The sequence below is a fragment of the Heyndrickxia coagulans 36D1 genome, assembly GCF_000169195.2.
Taxonomy (GTDB): domain Bacteria; phylum Bacillota; class Bacilli; order Bacillales; family Bacillaceae_C; genus Weizmannia; species Weizmannia faecalis.
In genome coordinates this window covers 2952994-2973756 of sequence record NC_016023.1, presented here as the reverse complement: position 1 = coordinate 2973756, position 20763 = coordinate 2952994, and the positions used below count along the sequence as shown (strand labels likewise).

23 protein-coding genes are annotated in these 20763 nt (G+C 46.3%); 6 read left to right on the top strand and 17 right to left on the bottom strand.

Annotated elements, in window-relative coordinates; translation table 11 throughout:
- Positions 1-200: 200 nt before the first annotated feature.
- Together BCOA_RS31360 and glcD are read right to left on the bottom strand one after the other, a co-directional pair.
- The gene (locus BCOA_RS31360) at positions 201-1541 is read right to left on the bottom strand and encodes a (Fe-S)-binding protein (protein ID WP_014097948.1); all 1341 of its coding nucleotides are present in this window, start codon (positions 1539-1541) and stop codon (positions 201-203) included.
- Positions 1538-2947, bottom strand: coding sequence for a glycolate oxidase subunit GlcD (glcD, locus tag BCOA_RS31355; protein ID WP_014097947.1), 1410 nt, complete (start codon positions 2945-2947; stop codon positions 1538-1540). Before glcD ends, BCOA_RS31360 begins: the two co-directional genes overlap by 4 nt.
- A gap of 167 nt (positions 2948-3114) precedes the next feature.
- Between glcD and BCOA_RS31350 the strand changes: the two genes are divergently transcribed.
- On the top strand, positions 3115-4200 hold the full coding sequence (locus BCOA_RS31350) for a CdaR family transcriptional regulator (protein ID WP_014097946.1): 1086 nt from the start codon (positions 3115-3117) through the stop codon (positions 4198-4200).
- Positions 4201-4454: 254 nt separating this feature from the next.
- On the opposite strand, the gene BCOA_RS31345 is transcribed toward BCOA_RS31350, so the two are convergent.
- Complete coding sequence (locus BCOA_RS31345) at positions 4455-5879, bottom strand: multicopper oxidase family protein (RefSeq protein ID WP_014097945.1); 1425 nt, start codon at positions 5877-5879, stop codon at positions 4455-4457.
- A 177-nt stretch (positions 5880-6056) separates the two neighbouring features.
- Between BCOA_RS31345 and BCOA_RS31340 the strand changes: the two genes are divergently transcribed.
- Complete coding sequence (locus BCOA_RS31340) at positions 6057-6497, top strand: Hsp20/alpha crystallin family protein (protein ID WP_013859723.1); 441 nt, start codon at positions 6057-6059, stop codon at positions 6495-6497.
- A gap of 38 nt (positions 6498-6535) precedes the next feature.
- On the opposite strand, the gene BCOA_RS31335 is transcribed toward BCOA_RS31340, so the two are convergent.
- From BCOA_RS31335 to BCOA_RS31310, 6 genes are all read right to left on the bottom strand, one after another.
- Positions 6536-6928: a DsrE/DsrF/DrsH-like family protein gene (locus BCOA_RS31335; RefSeq protein ID WP_013859724.1), complete on the bottom strand. Its 393-nt coding sequence runs from the start codon at positions 6926-6928 to the stop codon at positions 6536-6538.
- Positions 6929-6941: 13 nt separating this feature from the next.
- Positions 6942-7175: a glutaredoxin family protein gene (locus BCOA_RS31330; protein ID WP_014097944.1), complete on the bottom strand. Its 234-nt coding sequence runs from the start codon at positions 7173-7175 to the stop codon at positions 6942-6944.
- 188 nt (positions 7176-7363) lie between these two features.
- Positions 7364-7723, bottom strand: a complete 360-nt coding sequence (locus BCOA_RS31325; RefSeq protein WP_013859726.1) for a rhodanese-like domain-containing protein — start codon at positions 7721-7723, stop codon at positions 7364-7366.
- A gap of 15 nt (positions 7724-7738) precedes the next feature.
- The gene (locus BCOA_RS31320) at positions 7739-9679 is read right to left on the bottom strand and encodes a CoA-disulfide reductase (RefSeq protein WP_014097943.1); all 1941 of its coding nucleotides are present in this window, start codon (positions 9677-9679) and stop codon (positions 7739-7741) included.
- A 162-nt stretch (positions 9680-9841) separates the two neighbouring features.
- Positions 9842-10096, bottom strand: a complete 255-nt coding sequence (locus BCOA_RS31315; protein WP_014097942.1) for an SHOCT domain-containing protein — start codon at positions 10094-10096, stop codon at positions 9842-9844.
- A gap of 1204 nt (positions 10097-11300) precedes the next feature.
- Positions 11301-12521: a multicopper oxidase family protein gene (locus BCOA_RS31310; protein ID WP_014097941.1), complete on the bottom strand. Its 1221-nt coding sequence runs from the start codon at positions 12519-12521 to the stop codon at positions 11301-11303.
- Between the two features lie 206 nt (positions 12522-12727).
- On the opposite strand from BCOA_RS31310, the gene BCOA_RS31305 reads away from it, so the two are divergent.
- Entirely contained in the window at positions 12728-13165 is a 438-nt protein-coding gene (locus BCOA_RS31305; RefSeq protein WP_013859730.1) for an Hsp20/alpha crystallin family protein, read from the top strand.
- A gap of 66 nt (positions 13166-13231) precedes the next feature.
- On the opposite strand, the gene BCOA_RS31300 is transcribed toward BCOA_RS31305, so the two are convergent.
- The 7 genes from BCOA_RS31300 to BCOA_RS31270 form a co-directional block, all read right to left on the bottom strand.
- Complete coding sequence (locus BCOA_RS31300) at positions 13232-13468, bottom strand: SHOCT domain-containing protein (protein WP_014097940.1); 237 nt, start codon at positions 13466-13468, stop codon at positions 13232-13234.
- 72 nt (positions 13469-13540) lie between these two features.
- Complete coding sequence (locus BCOA_RS31295) at positions 13541-14140, bottom strand: TlpA family protein disulfide reductase (RefSeq protein WP_014097939.1); 600 nt, start codon at positions 14138-14140, stop codon at positions 13541-13543.
- Positions 14141-14567: 427 nt separating this feature from the next.
- Positions 14568-15341, bottom strand: a complete 774-nt coding sequence (locus BCOA_RS31290) for a TPM domain-containing protein (protein WP_014097938.1) — start codon at positions 15339-15341, stop codon at positions 14568-14570.
- The gene (locus BCOA_RS31285; RefSeq protein ID WP_014097937.1) at positions 15341-15919 is read right to left on the bottom strand and encodes a LemA family protein; all 579 of its coding nucleotides are present in this window, start codon (positions 15917-15919) and stop codon (positions 15341-15343) included. The genes BCOA_RS31290 and BCOA_RS31285 overlap by 1 nt, the downstream gene beginning before the upstream one ends.
- Positions 15920-16058: 139 nt before the next feature.
- A complete protein-coding gene (crcB, locus tag BCOA_RS31280) occupies positions 16059-16424 on the bottom strand; it encodes a fluoride efflux transporter CrcB (RefSeq protein WP_014097936.1) in 366 nt (121 codons plus the stop codon).
- Between the two features lie 17 nt (positions 16425-16441).
- Positions 16442-16852: a fluoride efflux transporter CrcB gene (gene crcB / locus BCOA_RS31275; protein WP_014097935.1), complete on the bottom strand. Its 411-nt coding sequence runs from the start codon at positions 16850-16852 to the stop codon at positions 16442-16444.
- Between the two features lie 86 nt (positions 16853-16938).
- Positions 16939-17637 (bottom strand): VIT1/CCC1 transporter family protein, encoded by a 699-nt coding sequence (locus BCOA_RS31270; protein WP_014097934.1) that lies wholly within the window; start codon positions 17635-17637, stop codon positions 16939-16941.
- 202 nt (positions 17638-17839) lie between these two features.
- Between BCOA_RS31270 and BCOA_RS31265 the strand changes: the two genes are divergently transcribed.
- The 3 genes from BCOA_RS31265 (at position 17840) to pssA (ending at position 19961) form a co-directional block, all read left to right on the top strand.
- The gene (locus BCOA_RS31265) at positions 17840-18751 is read left to right on the top strand and encodes a cation diffusion facilitator family transporter (RefSeq protein WP_014097933.1); all 912 of its coding nucleotides are present in this window, start codon (positions 17840-17842) and stop codon (positions 18749-18751) included.
- A gap of 436 nt (positions 18752-19187) precedes the next feature.
- Positions 19188-19328 carry a sporulation histidine kinase inhibitor Sda gene (locus tag BCOA_RS31255; protein ID WP_013859738.1) on the top strand — a complete coding sequence of 47 codons (141 nt, stop codon included), beginning with the start codon at positions 19188-19190 and terminating at the stop codon, positions 19326-19328.
- A gap of 93 nt (positions 19329-19421) precedes the next feature.
- Positions 19422-19961 (top strand): CDP-diacylglycerol--serine O-phosphatidyltransferase, encoded by a 540-nt coding sequence (pssA, locus tag BCOA_RS31250; protein ID WP_014097932.1) that lies wholly within the window; start codon positions 19422-19424, stop codon positions 19959-19961.
- Positions 19962-19999: 38 nt separating this feature from the next.
- Here the strand turns inward: pssA and sigK are convergent, their stop codons facing one another.
- Positions 20000-20725 carry an RNA polymerase sporulation sigma factor SigK gene (gene sigK, locus BCOA_RS31245; protein WP_013859739.1) on the bottom strand — a complete coding sequence of 242 codons (726 nt, stop codon included), beginning with the start codon at positions 20723-20725 and terminating at the stop codon, positions 20000-20002.
- Positions 20726-20763 lie beyond the last annotated feature (38 nt).

Genomic DNA, 20763 nt, shown 5'->3' with positions numbered 1-20763 from the left:
CATTCAAGTTTCTTTTATCATAACAATTTTTGCAAAAGATTCAACTGATAGCAATACCCAGTTCCCCGAAAGCCGGAAAAACAGGAAAAACCGCCGGGCAGGGTACGCTCAGCGGTTTTGATTGCTTTCTAACAGTTCGGTTCGACTCCATGGGTAAATCGCAAGGTCGCTATGCCCGGTCCGCTAAAAAACTTTGCGCTTTATACCGGCACTTTTTCCCCAATCGCTTCGATCAGCAAGTCGGCGATATGGACAGCGCGGACTTTTCCGCTTAAACCAGCCCGTTCGATCCCGAGTTTCATTTGCAGCAGGCAGCCCGGATTGGCGGTCACAATGGTTGTGGCATGTGTTGCTTTTGCGTTTTCCATTTTATGATCCAAAATTTGCATGGACATCTCCGACTCGACAATATTGTAAATGCCGGCCGACCCGCAGCAATGGTCCGCTTCCTTCATTTCCCGGAATTCCACATTTTCGATCGCGTCAAGGAGCAGGCGCGGGGCAGAAGAGGTCTTCATCACATTGCGCAAATGGCATGAATCCTGGTACGTCACCACTTGTTCCGGGAGGCTGAGTTTCCGTTTATGGAAGCCTAGTTCTACGAGGATAGCAGAGATATCTTTTATTTTGCTTGAAAATGCCGCGGCCCGTTCCGCCCATTCCGGATCGTCTTTTAACAAATGGCCATAATCGATTAAATAGGCGCCGCAACCACCGGCATTCGTAATAATATAATCGGCGTGCAAATCTTCAAAAGCCTTGATATTGCGGCGGGCAAGGTCTTTTGCCATCTCTTTTTCGCCGCCGTGGCCGTGCAGCGCCCCGCAGCATACCTGGTCCTGCGGAATGACAACCTCACAACCGGCAAGCTGCAATAGTTTCATTGTCGCATCATTGGTCTCCATGAACATCGTATCCATCAGGCAGCCGGTAAAAAAGGCAACGCGTTTTTTTACTTCTGCTTTTGGCATCAGATGTTCCGGGCGCTGTTTCATTTCCTTCCATTTTGGGATGTTTGGCAGCACTTTTTCCATAGACGATAGATTTTTTGGCAAAAGTTTTAAAGCGCCTGTCGCATGCGCCGCTTTTTGCAAGCCGCTTCGCTGGTAAAAGCCGATCAGGCCTGTTAAAGCACGCATCCGGTTCTGGTGGGGAAACAATTCTTCAAAGACCGCTTTTCGGATCACTTTTACCGGCAGAGACTGCTTCTTTTTCTTCGATTGCTGGATAATATCGCGCGCTTCTTCCAAAAGATGCCCGTATTGGACGCCGGGCGGGCATACCGCTTCGCAAGCCCGGCAACCGAGGCACAGGTCCAAAGAGCGCTCCACATCTTCATCCGGTTCGATAACGCCGTCCACAACGGCTTTCATTAATGCAATCCGGCCGCGCGGCGAGTGCGATTCTTTGAACCCCGATTCAATATAGGTCGGGCAAGACGGTAAGCAAAAGCCGCAGCGCATGCAGTTTAAAAGCTGGTCTTCGTCCATTCTATCCCTGAATTTCTGCTGGATTTCTTTTTGCTGTTCTTGTGTTATCATTTTTCCATCACCACTCGATCCGTTTCTTTGGCAAAGACTTTGCCGGGATTTAAAATATGGTTCGGGTCCAGCGCATTTTTGATCGCATTCATGACGCTAATGCCCGGTTTCCCGAGTTTCCATTCAAGGTACGGCGCTTTAGCCATCCCGACGCCATGTTCGCCGGTAATCGTGCCGCCCAGTTCAATCGCTTTTTGAAAAATTTCCGCAAACGCTTTTTCAACCCGCTCCATTTCGTCCTGATCGCGGATATCAGCAAGACAGGTCGGGTGCAGATTCCCGTCCCCCGCATGGCCGAATGTTCCGATATGAAGCCCGTATTTTTCAGCGATTTCATTGATCGCCACTACCATCTTTGCGACTTCAGAACGCGGCACGGTCGCATCTTCCAAAATTGTTGTCGGCTTCAGACGGGCGAGTGCGCTTAATGCGCTCCGTCTTGCCGTCATGAGCGCTTCCGCATGCTCCGGGGAAGCTGCCACCTTTACATCGACTGCATGTTGCTTGCGGCAAATTTCCGCGATCTTTTCAATATCGCGTTCCACCACTTCCTGCGGGCCGTCCTGCTCGATCAAAAGCACTGCCTTCACATTGGTCGGTAGGCCGATATGCGCAAAAGCTTCCACCGCCTGCAGTGTCGGCTGGTCCAGAAATTCCAGCGTCGCCGGGATGATCCGGTTCGCAATAATGTCGGAAACCGTTTGCGCACACGCTTCAATATCCTGGTAAAGCGCCAGCATCGTCTTTTTTGCTTCCGGCATCGGCAAAAGTTTCAGCGTCGCTTCCGTAATGACGGCGAGCGTCCCTTCCGAACCGACCAAAAGCCGCGTCAAATCGTAGCCGGCTACATCTTTCGCCAGTTTTCCGCCGGTGCGGATGACCTCACCGCTTGCAAGCACGGCTTCAAGTGCCAGCACATAGTCGCGGGTCACCCCGTATTTCAAACCGCGCAGCCCGCCGGAATTTTCGTTGATATTGCCGCCAATGGTCGAAATCTTCATCGAACTCGGGTCCGGCGGATAAAACAGCCCCTTTGCTTCCACCGCTTTGATCATATCGAGCGTGATCACGCCGGGCTCAACCGTCACCGTCAGATTTTCTTCATCAATTTCCAAAATCTTGTTCATATGCTTAAACAACAGCACGATGCCGCCTTCTATCGGGCATGTGCCGGCACAAAGGTTGGAGCCCGACCCGCGCGGCACAATAGGAATCCGGTGTTTGTTGCAAATTTTTACGATTTTCTGCACTTCTTCTTTATTGCGCGGCGCCACGACCGCATCCGGCATTGACTGAAACTGCGGGCTTGCATCATACGAATACACAAGCCTGCCCGCCTTCGAATCATCGTAATTTTCCGGGCCAACAATTTGCTGCAGTTTTTCTTTTATATCGGCTTGAATCATCAAACCTTCCCCCCGTTCTGCAAATTTTCAATATTTTAACGAGAAAAATATTGTTTTGTGCTTCATTTTATGATAAAGCTAAAAGTGCAAGAATGATATAGATAAAAATACAAAGTTTAGCGGTTACTATTGGTTGATTTTTAAATTTATATACAAAGGTGGTCAACATGCTGTTGTTTCCAAAAATTGCCGGAAAAATCGTGAATGAAGTGCAGTCGGTGATGGATGAGGATATTATTGTTGTGGACGAAAACGGGGTGATCATGGCCTCGACGCAAAAAGACCGGATTGGAAACTTCCATATGGGGGCACAGAAAGTTTTTCAAACGAACAAAAAATTGTATATTGATGAAGAAATGGCGGCGCAAATGGAAGGGGTGCGGATGGGGATCAATATGCCGATCCGGTTCGAAGGGAGGACGATTGGCGTTATCGGCGTCACCGGCAATCCGAAAGAAGTCGAACATTATGCGGAGCTGATCCGCCGGCTGACGGAGCTTATTATTCAGGAAACCGTCCATGCTGAACAAGCACGGTCCAAAACGAGGGGGCTCGAGGCATATTTCTACGAATGGGCGACAGTAAAGGCGTATGACCAGCATTTCGTTGAACGGGGACTGATGCTTGGGATTCCGATGCAGGTGCCTCACATCTGCTGTTTTTTAAAAATGGCGGTGCCGCCATCGGGGGAAACAGAAATATTTGAACGGCTGCAATCCTATATTGAAACGGACCGCGACATGATTGTGCACTGGAGTCCGGGGTTGTTTTTGCTGCTGAAAAGCGTGGAAGCGCCGTTTTCAAAAGAACGGTTTTATGGGCAATTGGAAGATTTTAAGCGGCGATTTGCGCCAAATTGCGCAGTCGGGGTCGGAAAAACAGCCGGTACATATGTGATCCGCCAGTCGTTCAAAGAAGCACAGAAAGCTTTGAAAGTTGCCGGAAAAAATGGCGGTATTGTGTTTTATGAAGACCTGCTCCTTGATCTGCTGATAGAAGAAGTGTCGGAAGAGGCGCGCCAGGAGTATTTGCAAAAAACAATCGCGAAACTGCAGGAACATGCGGGCCTCGCAGAAACATTGCAAGCCTATCTTGCAAACAACCTGTCGCTGAAAGAAACAGCCGCACAGCTCCATGTGCATATTAATACGCTCCATTACAGGCTGAAGCAAATCACCGAAGTCACGGGCATTGATCCGAAAACAGCGGAAGGCATTGCACTGTTTTATTTGGCGGTACATTTGGCGGAGTAGAAGATTTTTCACTGAAAGCGTAACGGAGCTGTCCCAAAAGCCCCATTTAAGTAGGAATTTTGCTCTAACGGTCGTGACACAGCTTCTCAAAGCCGTTTCTCCAGAGATTTTTGCTCTAATGATCCTGACAAAGCTTCTCTGAACCGTTTCCTCGGGAAAATTTTGCTCTAAACAAGAAAACCCTTTGAGAAAAAGTAATTTCTCAACGGGTTTTCTTGTTTAAAAAGGACTTTTGCGAGAACTCCCTTTCTGGCTTATTTCACTTCAAACTGCCCCATCATGCCAAGGTCTTCATGTTCGAGGATATGGCAGTGATACATATAAATGCCTTTAAACGGGAACCGCATTATCACTTTCACCGTATCTCCCGGATTGACGAGCACTGTATCTTTCCAGCCCTGCTCATTTGCAGGCGGCGTTTTGCCGTTTATGCTCAAAATCTGGAACTGGACACCGTGGACATGGAACGGGTGCACCATTTTTTTCGTCCCCATGGAAGTTGAAGCGTTTTTGATTTCCCAAATTTCGATGGAATGCAGTTTCACTGTTTCATCAATGTGGTTCATATCCATTTGCTTGCCGTTGATGCTGACATTCGGGCCCATGCCGCTCATCACAAATTTGCGGGTTTTGACCGCTTTTGAATCCGGGATTTTCTTAATGGTTGCAAGTTTCCTTGGGACGCTGTAAGATTTTGTGTATTTGCCTTTAACTTTAAAATACATCAGCGTTTCTTTTCCGTTTTTCAACTGGAGCATACCGCCGTCTCTTAGCTTGGAAAAATCAACAAGGATTTCCGCGCGCTCTCCGGCTGAAAGTGTCAGTTTTTTCATTTTCACCGGCGATGCAAGGAACCCGCCGTCAGATGCAATTTGCGTAAATGTTTGGTTGCCGCTTAGGTGCAGATTATACGTCCTGCCGTTTGAGCCGTTTAAAATCCGGAGGCGGACAAGACCGCGTTTGACTGTCAATTGCGGCTGGATTACGCCGTTGACGAGTTCGGTCGTGCCCTGAAAGCCGAATACTTGGTCGTTCATGTCCAATTTATAGGACAATTGCCCGTTTTTCGTAAAACGGCGGTCCTGCAGCACGAGCGGAAAATCGTTTTTTCCGTAGTCTTTCGGGATATCTAGTTTCTCCGAATTTTGATCATCGACATAAATCAGCCCGGCCAGGCCTTTATAAACCTGTTCACCCGTCTTTCCCATCGGGTGCGGATGGTACCAAAGCGTGGCTGCCTGCTGGCTTACGGTAAAGCTGACTTTCCACGTTTTGCCCGGCAAAATCGTATTATGTGGGCCTCCGTCTGCGGAACCCGGTACCAGAAGGCCATGCCAGTGTACCGTTGTCACTTCTTTTAAGTCGTTTTTTACTGTCATATTGACCTTTTCGCCTTTTCTCACCCTGATCACAGGACCTAAATAATTGCCGTTATACCCGTATGTCGTTGACGTTTTTCCAGCTATAAATTCTTTTTTGCCATGCTGTGCGGTTAAAGTGAAATCCGCCACATCCGGATCCGGATTGGTGTCTTTAAGCACCGCCGGAATCGGCAGTGCAGGATGCTGCGCGTCTTTTTGCTCCGCGCTCTTTTTCACGTGCCAACTGTAAAAAACGGCACCCCCGATGATCACGATAGCCAATAGGATAATGGCTGTTATCCATACTCTCTTTTTCATATTACCCCTGCTTTTTGTTATTTTTATGTTCGGTATCATCTTAACGTTTTTTTGTGCAGGAGTTCTATTAATAAGTTTTGACGCTTTTGTGAACAAATTTATTTTGAATAGTATCTTTGTTTTAAACCGATTTCAGCAGGGTATAATGATAGTGTAAGTAGAAGGAGGGATTTTGAGATGTTTGATTTAATGCCATTCAGAAGGAATGAAGATGTTTTCGAACGTATGCTTAAGACCTTCAATGATATGTTTGACACAAATGCTTTAACACCGTTCAACGGTAATGCCAACTCGTTCCGGACAGATATTACTGAAAAAGAAGATGCTTATCTCGTTGAAGCGGAATTGCCTGGCTTTTCCAAAGAAGACATTACGATTGATGTGAACAATAACTATTTAACGATCCGCGCAAAACGCGACCAAATGGAAGAAAGCAAAGACGAAAAAAATAAAGTCATTCGGCAGGAACGCCGCTACGGCGAATTCGTCCGGCAGTTCTATGTCGACAATATTAAAGAAGACGAAATCAGCGCCACCCTTGATAACGGCGTCCTGAAAATCAACATCCCGAAGAAAACGAAAGAAGGTTCATCCGGAAAAAGGATTGAAATTCAATAAAAAAGAGCGGGGACTCGAGGGAGAGTCTCCGCTCTTTTTCAAAACGCCAGCGTTACATCCGCATCTTTTGCGTATTCGAGAAAAGTGACAGCGCCGCCGACTTCAGTGCCGTCGATAAAATCTTCTTTCTTCAGGCCCATGACATCCATTGTCATCTGGCAGGCGATGAATTTTACACCCAGGTCTTTTGCTATTTCAACGAGTTCAGGAATAGAAGGGGTGTTGCTTTTCGCAAAACCTTCCGCATAGTTTTCTTTTCCTTCCGGCATCGGCAAATTTTTATGCACTTCTTTATGGATGAGGTTCAATCCTTCAAATGTGAAAAAGATGGCCACCTCCATGTCGGACGCTGCCCCTGCCGTTGCAATGTTAAATACTTTATAGGCATCAAACAATCCGCCGTTGCTTGCAATGATCGCTACTTTTCCCATGTTTCATCTCTCCTCAATTTTGTAATGCCTGCATAATGCCTTCCGGGTCAAAACCGATCACCCATTTGCCGTTGATTTCGGTTTGTGGAACGCCAATCTGCCCGGTTGTTGCGACAAGTTTCCGCATCATCGCAGGGACCCTTTCCACATTTACTTCTCTGTAAGGAATGTTCTGTCCGTTTAAAAAGTTTTTTAGCATCGCGCAAAACGGGCAATGCGTCGTAGTATAAACTGTTACATTGTTCATCTGTCTTCTCTCCTTTTTGTTTTACAAGGGGTATCTCCGATGCTGTTTCATAAAAAATCAGCGGTTCTCATGCTTTTATCAGCGGTTTTTGGAAAATATCAGCGGAAATTCAATACATATCAGCACTTCTTACCTATTTATCAGTGGACTGCCCGAATTATACAGGGAGGGGTATCTGGCATCCCAAGCTATCTCCACGCTGACATGCCGCCTTTTACATTTGTGATCTGCTTAAATCCCTGTTTCTTTAAAATTTTGCATGCTTTGCTGCTTCTCATCCCGCTTCGGCAGATGACCACCACTTCTTTGTCTTTCGAAAGCTGTGCGGATTTTTCGGCCAGCTGGTGCAAAGGGATGTTTTTAAATTCTTTGATGTGGTTCCCTTTGAAATCTGCAGGCGTTCGCACATCAATAAATTGCTTCCCTTTATCTTTTAATTCATTCTTTAACGTTGCTGTGGTGATCTGCCTGACCCCTTTTGCCGGGATCAGGCGGGGAATCACAAGCAGCACGATCAATACCAGGATGACAATATTTAAGATCGTCATATTGCGCCTCCGCTATTATTTTTTCTGAATCCAGAATTTAATCGTTGGTCCGTCTTGTTCGGTTTTCAAAATTTGATGGCCTGCATTTCTTGACCATGCCGGAAGATCATTGAGCGCGCCTCTGTCTGTTGCATGCAGTTCAAGCACTTCGCCGCTTTTAATTGTTTCGATGCCTTTTTTCAAGCGGATCACCGGCATCGGGCAAACCAGACCGCTCACATCCAGTACTTTATCCGCCTGTACTTCACCTGTAACTTCCGTTTCGCCTCTGTCATTCACAGTCGTTTTGCTGTCATTTTCAATGTTGCTTCCAAACACGCCGGAGTATGTTTTCCATCCACCGTCCACGTTTTTCACGTCAAAACCGTTGTTTTTCAGAATCCTCGTAGCCAAATAGCCGCGCAAACCAACCTGGCAGCTGACATAAACGGTTTTGTCTTTCGGAATTTCATCGAGCCTGTCCCTTAATTCGTTCAGCGGAATATTGATCGATCCTTTGATATGGCCGAATTCGCGTTCTATCGGTTCCCGGACGTCTATCAAAATCCCGTCATCTTCAATGATCTTGTCAATTTCATGCCACTGGACATGTTCGAGTTCCCCGTTCATGAGATTGGTAGCGACATAGCCAGCCATGTTGACCGGGTCTTTCGCAGAAGAATATGGCGGAGCATAGGAAAGTTCCAGGTTCGTCAAATCTTCAACAGTTAAGCCGCCTTTAATGGCCGTCGCAATGACATCGATCCGTTTATCAGCGCCGTCCGTACCGACCGCCTGTGCTCCGAAAATTTTTCCAGTATCTTTGTCAAAAATCAGTTTCAAGGAAATCGGCGTGGCGCCCGGATAATAGCCGGCATGCGAACTCGGATGAATATGGACGACTTCGTATGACACGCCAAGCCGTTTCAGCGTTTTTTCGTTATTGCCGGTTACCGCAACAGAGAGGTCAAATACTTTTGCAATCGAAGTGCCGAGCGTCCCCTCGTATTTTTCCTTTTTGCCCATGATGTTATTGGCGGCAATGCGCCCTTGCCGGTTTGCCGGTCCCGCAAGCGGGATCATTGTCTTGTTTCCGTTGATGTAATCCACAACTTCTACCGCATCACCGACTGCGTAAATATCTTCATTTGAAGTTTGCAAGTATTCGTTAACAACAATGCCGCCGCGCCCGCCCAAAGCAAGGCCCGTATCCTTTGCCAATTGGTTTTCCGGACGGACGCCGATCGCCAAAATCGTCATATCCGTTTCAATTTCTGTCCCGTCTGATAAAATCACTTTTTTTCCTTCATTTGCAAAAGCTTGAAGCCCGTTTTCCAACACAAGGCGGACGCCTTTTTCTTTCAAATGGTTGTGTACAAGGCTCGCCATTTCATAATCGATTGGCGCCATCACTTGGTTTGCCATCTCTACGATTGTCACTTGAATCCCGCGATGTGCAAGGTTTTCCGACATTTCAAGGCCGATAAAACCGCCGCCAATAATCACTGCACGTTCCGGTTTTTCCTGATCCACAAAGTTTTTGATGCGATCCGTATCCGGGATATTGCGAAGCGTAAAGAGCGTTTTGTTTTCTCCCAGCCCCGGAACAGGCGGCACAATCGGGCGTGCACCCGGGGACAAGAGCAGCTTGTCGTACGTTTCTTCGTACACTTCATTGGTCCGCAAGTTTTGTATGGTGACAGCCTTCTTCTCCGGATCAATTTTTGTTACTTCGCTTAAAGTGCGGATATCTATATTGAACCGTTTCGACATGCCCTCAACCGTCTGCACAAGAAGATTGCTGCGGTCCTTGATCGTTTCGCCGATATAGTACGGCAATCCACAGTTTGCGAAAGAGATGTATTCACCGCGTTCCACAAGAACGATTTGGATGTCTTCACTCAGCCTTCTGAGTCTGGCGGCAGCGGTTGCCCCGCCGGCTACACCTCCTACGATGATCACTTTCCTTACAGCCATGATATTTACCTCCTAATGATCTGTCTAAATACCCATATAGGTATATTGGAAACCAAAAAATAATTTGATTTTTATTTAACTTGGTATTTACAAAACTCATTTTATACCCCTATAGGTATATTGTCAATAAAATTTAACGAAAAAGGAGCCAATTGCAGCCCCTTATTCCGCCAAGTCTTTCTTCATTTTCTTAAATTCTTCTTCCGTGATCTCGCCTTTTGCATACCGTTCCCGCAATATTTCCAGGCTACGGTCTTCTTTCGGATGAACCCCGAAATCTTTTTCGCTTACTTTTTTAATGCCAATTACAATCAAATAAATAATTAATATGAAAATCAACAGCTGGACGATCATGCCAATCATCCCGAAAACGCCCATCATGCCGTATCCACCGTACTCATTGTACCACATATGCATAGACAAGCATCCTTTCATTTTTAATTTTCGCTCTCCAAATTATATTTCGATCTTCATACTTAATGTATCACCTTTTTCTAAAAAATTCCTTAAACATGCTTATATTGGCCTGTAATGGCTTCCAACTAATTCTTTGTTTTTCGAGGAATATCCGCAACGTCCAGAACAAGCTGAGAAATGCCGGTTTTCGGTATATCATACTTTGATCACCGTTTGGGGAGTGGGGTATAAGGGGTTGTGGACCCAAAAAGATTTTTTATCTCATAATTAGACAGTGTGGATTACTTCATTTTTTATCATCAATTGTCTCTGTAACAAATTTTTTCTTTACCACTCGTTCCCCGCCTCTATTTTTTAGATATAATATTAGTATAATTTAGTAAAATTGCCATTTTTAAAAAGGAGTTTTATCAATGGAAGACATCATCAACACCTATAAAAATGACCCCGAGTCCGTATACCACACTTGGTTCTTAAATAATGATGATAGATTAAAAGCTTTCCGGTCCATTAGAAAAAGCCTGGCAAAGGTTATAGATGAAATTGAAGAAGGCAAGTTTGGAAATGATTTTAAAGGTTCCAGTTTAGAAACGGTAGTGACGGCGATATCAGAACAGAAACAAATATTTGAAGGCGCCGCCCATGCATTTTTTTGGAAACCAAAACTGCGTATCCCGGATATTTACGAAAATGAGGCAAACAAAAAAGCGTTCGGGCGGTTTTTGAAAGCGTGCCTGAATGCAACAAATGAAAAACAAGTTTTGGATGAAATACGTGAATTGAATGGATACAACATAAAAGGGCTAGGACCGGCTGTTGCAAATATAATCTATTTTTTGCATCCGACTTTATTTCCTCCGTTTAATACAGCCATTGTGAAAGGCTTTAATTTGCTGTTCAGCCAAAAAATTAAACTCGGCTCCTGGCCTGAGTATTTAAAAATGAGGGAGATTATTCTCTTTAAAAATCAGGAATACCGTAACATGCTGTCCAAAGATTTGGGCGCTTTCGCCGGCCTTCTCTTTGAAATCGGATCGAACCGTTTAGTCATCGATGAAAATGCAAAACTTGTATTACAAAATGAACTGGATAAGCAGGTAAAAGCAATTGCACGCCGACATAAAGAAGTAGAGAAAGATATGGCGGAGGAAAACTCCCATTCAGAAATGCAATATGATCTTGCCAAATTAGGGCGGGCTTTAGGCTACAAAGTGTGGATAGCACGCAATGACCATAAAAGAAAATGGAACGGTGTAAGTTTAGGTGAGCTCTCCATCGTATTTAATTTAACCGCCTCATCTATCCGGTCCATGTTCATTTGCCTGCCGTTAATGCTGACGTTCGGGCCCATGCCGGACATGACAAATTTCCGCGTTTTCACCGCTTCTTGCACCGGCATTTTTTCGATCACAGCCAGTTTTTGTGGAACTTTGTAGGTCTGGTCGGACTTTCCTTTTACTTTAAAATACATGAGCGTTTCTTTCCCATTTTGGAGCCGGAGCGTGCTGCCGTTTTTCATTTTTGAAAAATCAACCAAAATTTCTGCACGTTCCCCGGGAGAAAGCGTTAATTTTTTCATTTGCACAGGCGTCTTGAGAAATCCCCCGTCGGATGCAATTTGCACAAATGTCCTGTTGCCGCTCAGATGAAGATTGTACGTCCTGCCGTTTGCCCCGTTTAAAATCCGGAAACGGACGAGGCCGCGCCTGACCGTTAACTGCGGCTTCACCGCGCCGTTTACCAGTTCGGTTGTGCCCTGGAAGCCGTACATTTCATCTGTCATATTTAATTTGTACACGAGCTGGCCGTTTTTGTTAAAGCGGCGGTCCTGCAGCACAAGCGGAAAATCATTTTTGCCGTAGTCTTTCGGAATATCAAGGCTTTCCGCATGTTTGTCATCGACATAAATCAGACCGGCCAGGCCTTTGTATACCTGTTCGCCTGTTTTTCCCATCGGATGGGGATGGTACCAGAGCGTGGCAGCCTGCTGGCTCACCGTAAACTTTGCTTTCCATGTTTTGCCCGGCTGGATGGCAGCATGCGGGCCGCCGTCAGCCGAACCCGGGACAATGAGGCCGTGCCAATGGACCGTCGTTGCTTCCGGCAATTTATTTTTTACGGTGATATTCACTTTTTCGCCCGTTTTCAACCGGATGACCGGCCCCAAATAGTCGCCGTTATATCCGTACGTTGCTGTTGTTTTCCCGGAAATAAACGCCTTTTTCCCCTGCTGTGCGGTTAAAGTATACTCCGCCACGTTGGGATCCGGGTTCGTATCTTTTAAAACGGCTGGAATGGGCAGATCCGGATGCTGTGCCGCTTTATGATTTGTGCTGATTTTCACATAGCCATTATAAAAGAAAACACCGCCAATACCCACAATGGCCACGATTAAAATCAGAGCCCCTAACTTTGTCTTGTTCATCCTACCCCTGCTTTTTCTTTTTTGATGTTCAGTACCATTGTAATGGTTTTTAACACCGGAAATCCATCGTTATAGATTGACGATTTTGTGAACATCTGTTGTGCATTGGCATCTTTGTTTTCAACTTTTTTACAGTGGGGTATAATAACTTTGTTTTCAACTTTTTTACAGTGGGGTATAATAATAGTGAAAAGGAGGGATTGAATATGTTTGATTTAATGCCGTTCAGAAGAAACGACGATGTTTTCGAACGTATGATGAAGACCTTCAATGAGATGTTTGATGCGAATGCGTTGGCGCCTTTTGCGAACGCAAACTCGTTCCGTACCGACATTACGGAAAAAGAAGATGCTTATCTTGTGGAGGCCGAACTGCCGGGCTTCTCAAAAGAGGACATTACCATTGATGTCCGCAATAATGAGCTGACCATCCGTGCAAAACGCGACCAAATGGAAGAAAGCAAAGATGAAAAACATAAAGTTATCCGGCAGGAACGCCGCTATGGCGAATTCGTCCGGAAGTTTTACGTGGATAATATTAATGAAGACGAAATCAGCGCCACCCTTGATAATGGCGTCCTGAAAATTCATATTCCGAAGAAAACGAAGGAAGGCCCATCCGGAAAACGGATTCAAATCCAGTAATCATGAAGCGGAGGCTTGTAATGCAAGCCCCCGCTTTTTTGTGTAAAAAAGAAGCCGGATAATCCCTTAATCCATCAAATCCTTCTTCATTTTTTTAAATTCTTCTTCCGTGATTTCCCCTTTTGCATACCGTTCCCGCAAAATGTCGAGGCTTTTGTCTTCCCTTTGATGCGGCCGGAATTCGCTCACTTTTTTGATGCCTGCCACTATCAAAAAAATCACGAGCACAAAGATGACAAGCTGGGCAATCATGCCGATTAGGCTGAATACGCCCATCATGCCATAGCCACCGTACATCATCATGGTCAGCACCTTTCCTTTTTACATTCCCTACTACTGTATACTGTACCACTTTTTTTTTAAAAAATCCTTGATCTATTCGGGCTTCCCTTCCCCCCTTTTTTTGCACTCTTGCGCAAATTCGGCCATCGTTTTCTCATCCATCGGGCCGATGACTTTACGGATGATGGTCCCTTCTGCATCAATAAAGTAAGTCGTCGGAATGGTAACCGTTTTGTAAAGGGTGCCGACGGAGCCGTCCATGTCAAACAGAATTTGAAAAGCAAGGCCGTTTTTCTTCACAAAGTCAAGCGGCGCATTCTCGTTTGTTTCGGTATTCGTTAAATTCACAGCAAGCACTGCGACATCCGGGTTTTTTTCATAGAAACGCTGCATATCCGGCATCTCCGCTTTACACGGCGGGCACCAGGAAGCCCAAAAATTCAGGATCACCGTTTTCCCTTTAAAATCAGACAGTTTGACCGTTTGCCCCGATAGATTTGTCAGTGCAAAATCCGGCGCCTTTTCCCCTTCTTTTGCTTCTGCACCGCCGGATAGCGGTTGTGCCTTCACCGCGGTTTCCTGCCTCTCCCCTGCTGTTTTATTTTTATCGGGATCGTCCGGTTTTTTTAAGGCCATAAGCAAAATGGCTGAGGCCAGAAGCACGGCGGCAGCCAGAAACACTCTTTTTTTCAACCGCTTCAACTCCTTTCCGGGTATTAAAGTGCTTTCTATCATTTTTATTCTTTTTTACGATGAAATAGAAGCAAACGCTATAATACCATTATTTGCAAAAGGGGCAGGAGACGCTCTATAAAACGAGATGGAACCCGACCGGTATTGCAAATGCAAAAAACGTGCTGCCACAAACCAGTATGCGGCCGATATCGGCTGGGCATCCAAGCAGGTTTAAAATACTTATAAGCTGTACAACCTGCTCGATTCGGGCAAAACGAACCTGGCATCCCGAAATCTCAACAGCCATGCAAAGAAAGCAGCAGGGTGCTTTATCCTGCTGCTTTACCCGTTTTCATTTCTCCTATGGCTGCGCCGGGCTTTTGCCAATGCGGGGAGCGGTTTAAAGCGTGCTTCCCGGCCGTTCAAAAAAGGAGAACCTTTGGCGTTACCATCCCCGGCTTGCGCCGCCGCCTCCGGAAGAACCGCCGCCGCCTTTGCTGCCTCCCCCGCCGCCACCGCCGCCGCGAAAGAACATCATCAGGATATTCAGCAGAAAATACGTCATGGTCCCGCCGAGAAACTTGAAATCAATGAAAATCAGGATAAGGATCCCAAGCCCGATCAAAATCTGTTTCCAGAACGAATAAGGGGAAGCCTGGGCGGAAGAGGGCCACTCATACGCCTTTGGATGGGCTTGAAGATTTACATTGTATTCTTTCGCCGTTTCGGCGGCAAGCTTCTTATACGTATTGATAACCGCCGCATCCGGCTTGTTTTCTTTCAAATACGGTATGGCATACTGATCAAGGATCCGTCCTACTTTTCCGTCCGGAAGCGCCCCCTCCAAGCCGTACCCGACTTCAATTCTAATTTTCCTGTCTTTTACTGCCACTACGAGCAATACCCCGTTGTTCATGGTTTTATTGCCGAGCCCGTACTGGCGGAAAGCTTTGTTGGCGTAAGCATCAATGTTTGTGTCTTTCCCGGTCGTGTCCACAGTCAATACCGCGACTTGCGCTTTTGTTTGCTCATCTAGCTGCCTGCCGAGCGAAACGAGCTCCTGTTTCTGGCTGTCTGTCAGCACCCCGGCAAAATCCTGCACATAGATGTCCCCGGCCGGTTTCGGAATGCCCGCTGCAGCACGCGCACTGGGAACGGCCGTGCATACGGCAAACAGAAAGGCGAGAAAAACGGCTGTAATAAGCGCGGCCCTTTTCATCACTGATCACTGCTGTCCCCAAAATCAACTTTCGGGGTTTTCTTTGCACTTTCATCCGCTTTAAAATATTCCTTTTCCTCAAAACCGAACAGGCCGGCAATAAGTGCGCCGGGCATTCTTTTCACCTTTTTGTTATACGTTGCGACGGCGCTATTGTAATCCTGGCGCGCCACAGCAAGGCGGTTTTCCGTGCCGGCGAGCTCATCCATCAGCTGCGTGTATTGTTGGTTTGCTTTTAAATCCGGATATTTTTCAACCACCACCAACAGCCGGCTCAACGCACTGTCCAGGCGGTCGTTTGCCGCTGCCTGATCTCCGGGTGTTTTCGCCCCGGCCAATTGTGCGCGGGCTTTCGAGACGTCATCTATCACCGCTTTTTCGTGGGAAGCATAGCCCTTGACGGTGTTCACAAGATTCGGGATCAAATCCGTCCGCCGTTGCAGCTGGTTTTGAATTTGCGAATAAGATTGATTTACATTTTCTTCCGCATTCACCAAGCTGTTATAACTTGTAAAAACGCTGACGATCAGAACCACCAATATGGCGGCCACAATCAGCCATGGCATCCACTTCTTCATATACAATCCTCCTCATTTATGCTTATAAATCCAATACCCTGTCAAGAGCATTGAAATACCAGGCTCGGCAAATAAAAAGAAAACATGTACCGGCCGTCTATCATTAAGATACGGAGTGCCTGCCCAAAAGTTTCATGCTTCATGTAAAATATTTTCCGAGCAGGATGCCTGAAAATGCCAGGGCAATGCCGAACAGATAGCTCAACACAAGGTACGGGACAAGAATATGATATTTTTTGTCTGCTTGCAGCTGAATATTCTCAAGTTTAAAAGTGGAGAAAGTTGTAAAGGCACCCAAAAAGCCGGTCCCGAGAAGCAGGCGCCACGAACTCCCGGCACCAGCACCGAACAGAAGGCCGAGCATAAATGAGCCCGAAAGGTTAATGAAAAATGTGGCCAGCGGGAATTTTGCCGGAAAGGCCCGGTTGATCCACCGCGAAAGAGAAAATCGGGAAACCGCCCCGAAAAAGGCGCCAATTGCGATAAAGATGCCGTTTAAAACCATGAATCCGTCTCCTTTATTTATGCTGTATCTGAACCGACGCTGCCTTTAGCCCGCGAATGCAGTATTCCGCCAAGTTTAAAGCCGGCCCATGACATGAACAAGCCGCCAAATAAACTGCAGAAAACATACAACATCGCGGCAAACGCATGCGATTGCCGGATCAGCTGCACCGTTTCCACACTGAAAGTCGAAAATGTGGTGAAGGAACCGACAAACCCGGTGCCAAGTGCGGTTACAACATACGGATGAATCTTTTTAGACTGAAATATATGCATCGTAAGCCAGCCAAGCAGAAAACAGCCGGCCAGATTGATCGCAAGTGTCGGGTATGGAAAAACGGCATGCGTGTACATGCCGATCCATATGCCGAAATAATAGCGTGCCAAGGCACCGAAAATACCGGCAACCCCGACCCAAATATATAACATACAGCTCCCTCCAGTCCATTGCGGCATGGGCTCCCCCCACTGTTTTTTCGTGAAAAGAGTTCCCCGTGCCGTTCTTAAAGTGCGTTTTATTTTGTCAAAAGCCTTGCCAGCCCAAACGCAGCGGCAGCGGCCAAACCGCCAATCACAACCGTTTCAAGCCCGCTCTTCCACACATTGGAACCGGTAAACCGCCCTTTCACTGCCCCGAAAATAAACAGAACAACGAGCGTCACCAGAACGGAAACAAGCAAGGCCTGTGATGCCCGGGTGACAAAAAAGTAAGGGGAAAGCGGGATCAGCCCGCCCACAATATAAGACAAGGCAATCGTTAACGCACTTTTTAAGCTCCGCCCTTTTTCTGGCTTCTCAAGCCCCAGCTCGAATTTCATCATAAAATCCACCCATTTATCAGGGTTTTCCGCCATTTTATCGACGATTGCCTCGATTTGTTCCGGTTTCAGCTCATATGCCTTAAATACATCCCGGACTTCGTCTTTTTCCCGTTCCGGTACCTCTTCTACTTCCCGGTATTCCCTTTTTAATTCACTATAATAATGCTCGGCATCCGATTTTGCTGCCAGATATCCGCCAAGCCCCATGGCAATGGAACCAGCCGCAATTTCCGCCGCGCCGGCTGCGAGAACGAGCACCGGCGAATCCACTGCACCGGATAATCCTGCTGCGAGTGCAAACGGCACAGTCAGCCCGTCTGACATGCCAATCACAATATCACGGACGGTGTCAGATGCCTGGAAATGTTCCTCAACATGTTCATATTCCGGCATTCCTTCTCTTCCTTTCTGTCTTTATAGGTCTTATTGTAGCATTTCAAGCCGGAAATGGGCGAAAATGAACATAAAGTTTACTTTCTTGTAAAAGTTTCTTTGCAAACTTTTGAGATACGCATATAATGAACTTAACAACTGACGTCCGTCCAAAAGCCTGTTTCCCGGCTTTTGGACAGCATGTGTAAAAGGAGCCAATAAAATGTCACACGGCCATGGACACCAACACCATCACCATGAACCGGCACAATACGGAAAAGCTTTCGCCGCCGGCATCGGGCTGAATATTCTTTTTGTTGCGGTTGAAGCCATTTACGGTTTCTTTTCCGATTCCCTTTCGCTGTTGGCGGATGCAGGCCATAATCTGAGCGATGTGCTCGGGCTCATCATTGCTTGGGCCGCTGTCTGGCTTGGCAAAAAATTGCCGACAAAAAAGCGCACATACGGCTATAAAAAATCATCCGTGATGGCTGCGCTTTTAAATGCGATTATTTTGCTGATTGCGATCGGCGCGATTTTTCTCGGGGCAATCCAGCGTTTTGCCCATCCGGAACCTGTCGCAGGCAAAACGGTCATGATCGTTGCCGTGATCGGGATCGTTATTAATACCATTACCGCTTTACTGTTTATGTCAGGAAGAAAAACGGACCTCAACATCCGCGGCGCTTTTCTGCATATGGCTGCCGATGCGCTTGTCTCTCTCGGCGTTGTCATCGCAGGTGCGATTATCCTGTTTACAGGCTGGGAGTGGGTCGACCCGGTTACAAGCATCATTATTGCGATTGTGATTTTTGCGGGGACATGGGGTCTGTTGCGGGAAGCAGCCGACCTTTCGCTTGATGCGGTGCCTGCAGGCGTTGATGCTGATGCGATTAAAACCTATTTAGAACAAATTCCGACCGTGCTCAACGTCCATGATTTGCATATCTGGGGAATGAGCACGACAGAAACGATATTGACGGTCCATATTGTCCGTTCGCAAATTGAAGACAACGACCTGCTGCTTGAAAAACTGGAAAAAGAACTGCATGACAAATTTGGGATCGAACACGCTACCATCCAAATTGAGAAAGGGACATATGTTTGCGGCCTGGCGCCGGACAACAAAGTTTAAACCGGATAAACAAAACTTACGGCAATTCAATAAGCATGGCCGGCACATGAAGCCGGATCCAGCATGCAAAACCCCGATGGAAACAAGCGGTTTACCTCATAAATACGTCTTTTGCCCGGATTTTCCTTTTGTACCGGCAAAAGAAAAAAGGCTGCCACTGCGCAGTCTTTTTTTGCCCCTTTAAAAGCACAAAACTTTTCGACAGATTTCTACATTCTCCGTTGCTGTGGATATTCTTATACACATTTTGCACAAAGTAACACCAGGCCTTCTCACGTTTATAAACAATTTACCCACAAGATATAAACATTTTACTGTGGATAAAAGAACGCTTGTTCCGCAAGGCTAAATTTGGTAAAGTAAGAATACAAATACTCTCTCTTTATGATACGCGGGCTACTTAAAAAAAAGAACAACATTTTCGGAGGTGGTACAAATGTATAAGTTATCTGATGAACTATTGATCGAGTCCTATTATAAAGCAAAAGAGCTGAAATTAAGTGCCGAGTTTGTGAAGCTGATTGAAAAAGAGATTGAACGCCGGTCCCTGACCCATAAAATCAAAGCAACGTCCTAGCCACTTTTGCTTGATATGTGGCTTTTTTTGTGTGATCAATCCTTTTTTCTTGAATATATATATAAATAAATGGCAGTTGGGAGGTTTGCGGGGGTGGACTTTGATCATTGGTATGATGCTTTCTTGAATTTTATCAAATCGCAAGCCGCCAATGGATTGACAATGGCAAACGGATGCTGCGGTGCTGCAGCGCTTTTTTATTGCGGCAATCATCAGCCGGCGGTTTCCGCAGCCTTGATCTTTGCCGCTGTATTGTTCGACCGCTATGACGGGAAACTGGCCAGGAAGTTAAAAACGGAATCCGCACTTGGCAAACAGCTTGATTCCCTTTGCGATTTGCTTTCGTTTGGCGCCACGCCTGCCATGCTGATCCATACAGCGCTGTTTTGCCTGTACGGGGTTCCGGGTATGTTGGCCGCCATTTTTTATATGCTTTGCGGGATGATCCGGCTCGCCCGGTTTAATATCAGCAAGCAAGAGGGCTTTTTTTACGGGCTTCCGATCCCCGTGGCAGGCTTATGTGTAACGGCCGGTTTTTTTGCCGTTCCTTATGTCACCCACTTCTGGTTGTTTGTGTGGATGGTGCTGTTGTCGGTCCTGATGGTGGCGCCGTTTAAGTTAAAAAAAATATGAAAAAGGCGCACTGCAAATTTTGCAATGTGCCTTTTTCATTATTCGCCGTTTTGTTCCTTTCTTTTTTCTTTCTCAAGCCGGTAAAATTCGTGGAACATTTTCATGAGGGCCCGCTTTTCAATACGGGATACGTAGCTTCTTGAAATGCCGAGCTCCTTCGCAATTTCGCGCTGTGTTTTTTCCTTTTTTAAATTCAGGCCGAATCTGCCGATGATCACCTGTTTTTCGCGTTCATCCAATATGTCAAAGAATTGTTTCACTTTTTCCAGCTCCATATTCAGCTGGATCGTGTCAAATACGTCTTCCGCTTCAGACTGGAGAACATCAATTAACGAAATTTCATTTCCTTCCTTATCTTGGCCGATCGGGTCATGCAGCGAAACATCTTTTTTTGTTTTCTTTAAAGCTCTTAAATGCATGAGGATTTCGTTTTCTATACACCTTGCTGCATAAGTGGCAAGTTTTGTCCCCTTCCCTTCCGAATAGCTCTCAATTGCTTTGATGAGGCCAATTGTTCCGATCGAGATAAGGTCTTCTGTATCTTCACCGGTATTTTCAAATTTTTTGACGATGTGCGCTACAAGCCGCAGGTTATGTTCGATTAAAATATTCCGGGCATCCGCGTCGCCTTCCGCCATCCGCTTCAAATATTTCCGTTCTTCGCTTGCCGAAAGAGGTTGTGGAAAAGCATTGTTTTTCACATAGGAAACCAAAAAAACAAGCTCTTTCATCATATAGCTTACCGCTGTTAAGATCCCCGACATCCTTCCACCTCCATTAGGCTTGAGCCTATATAGTTCAA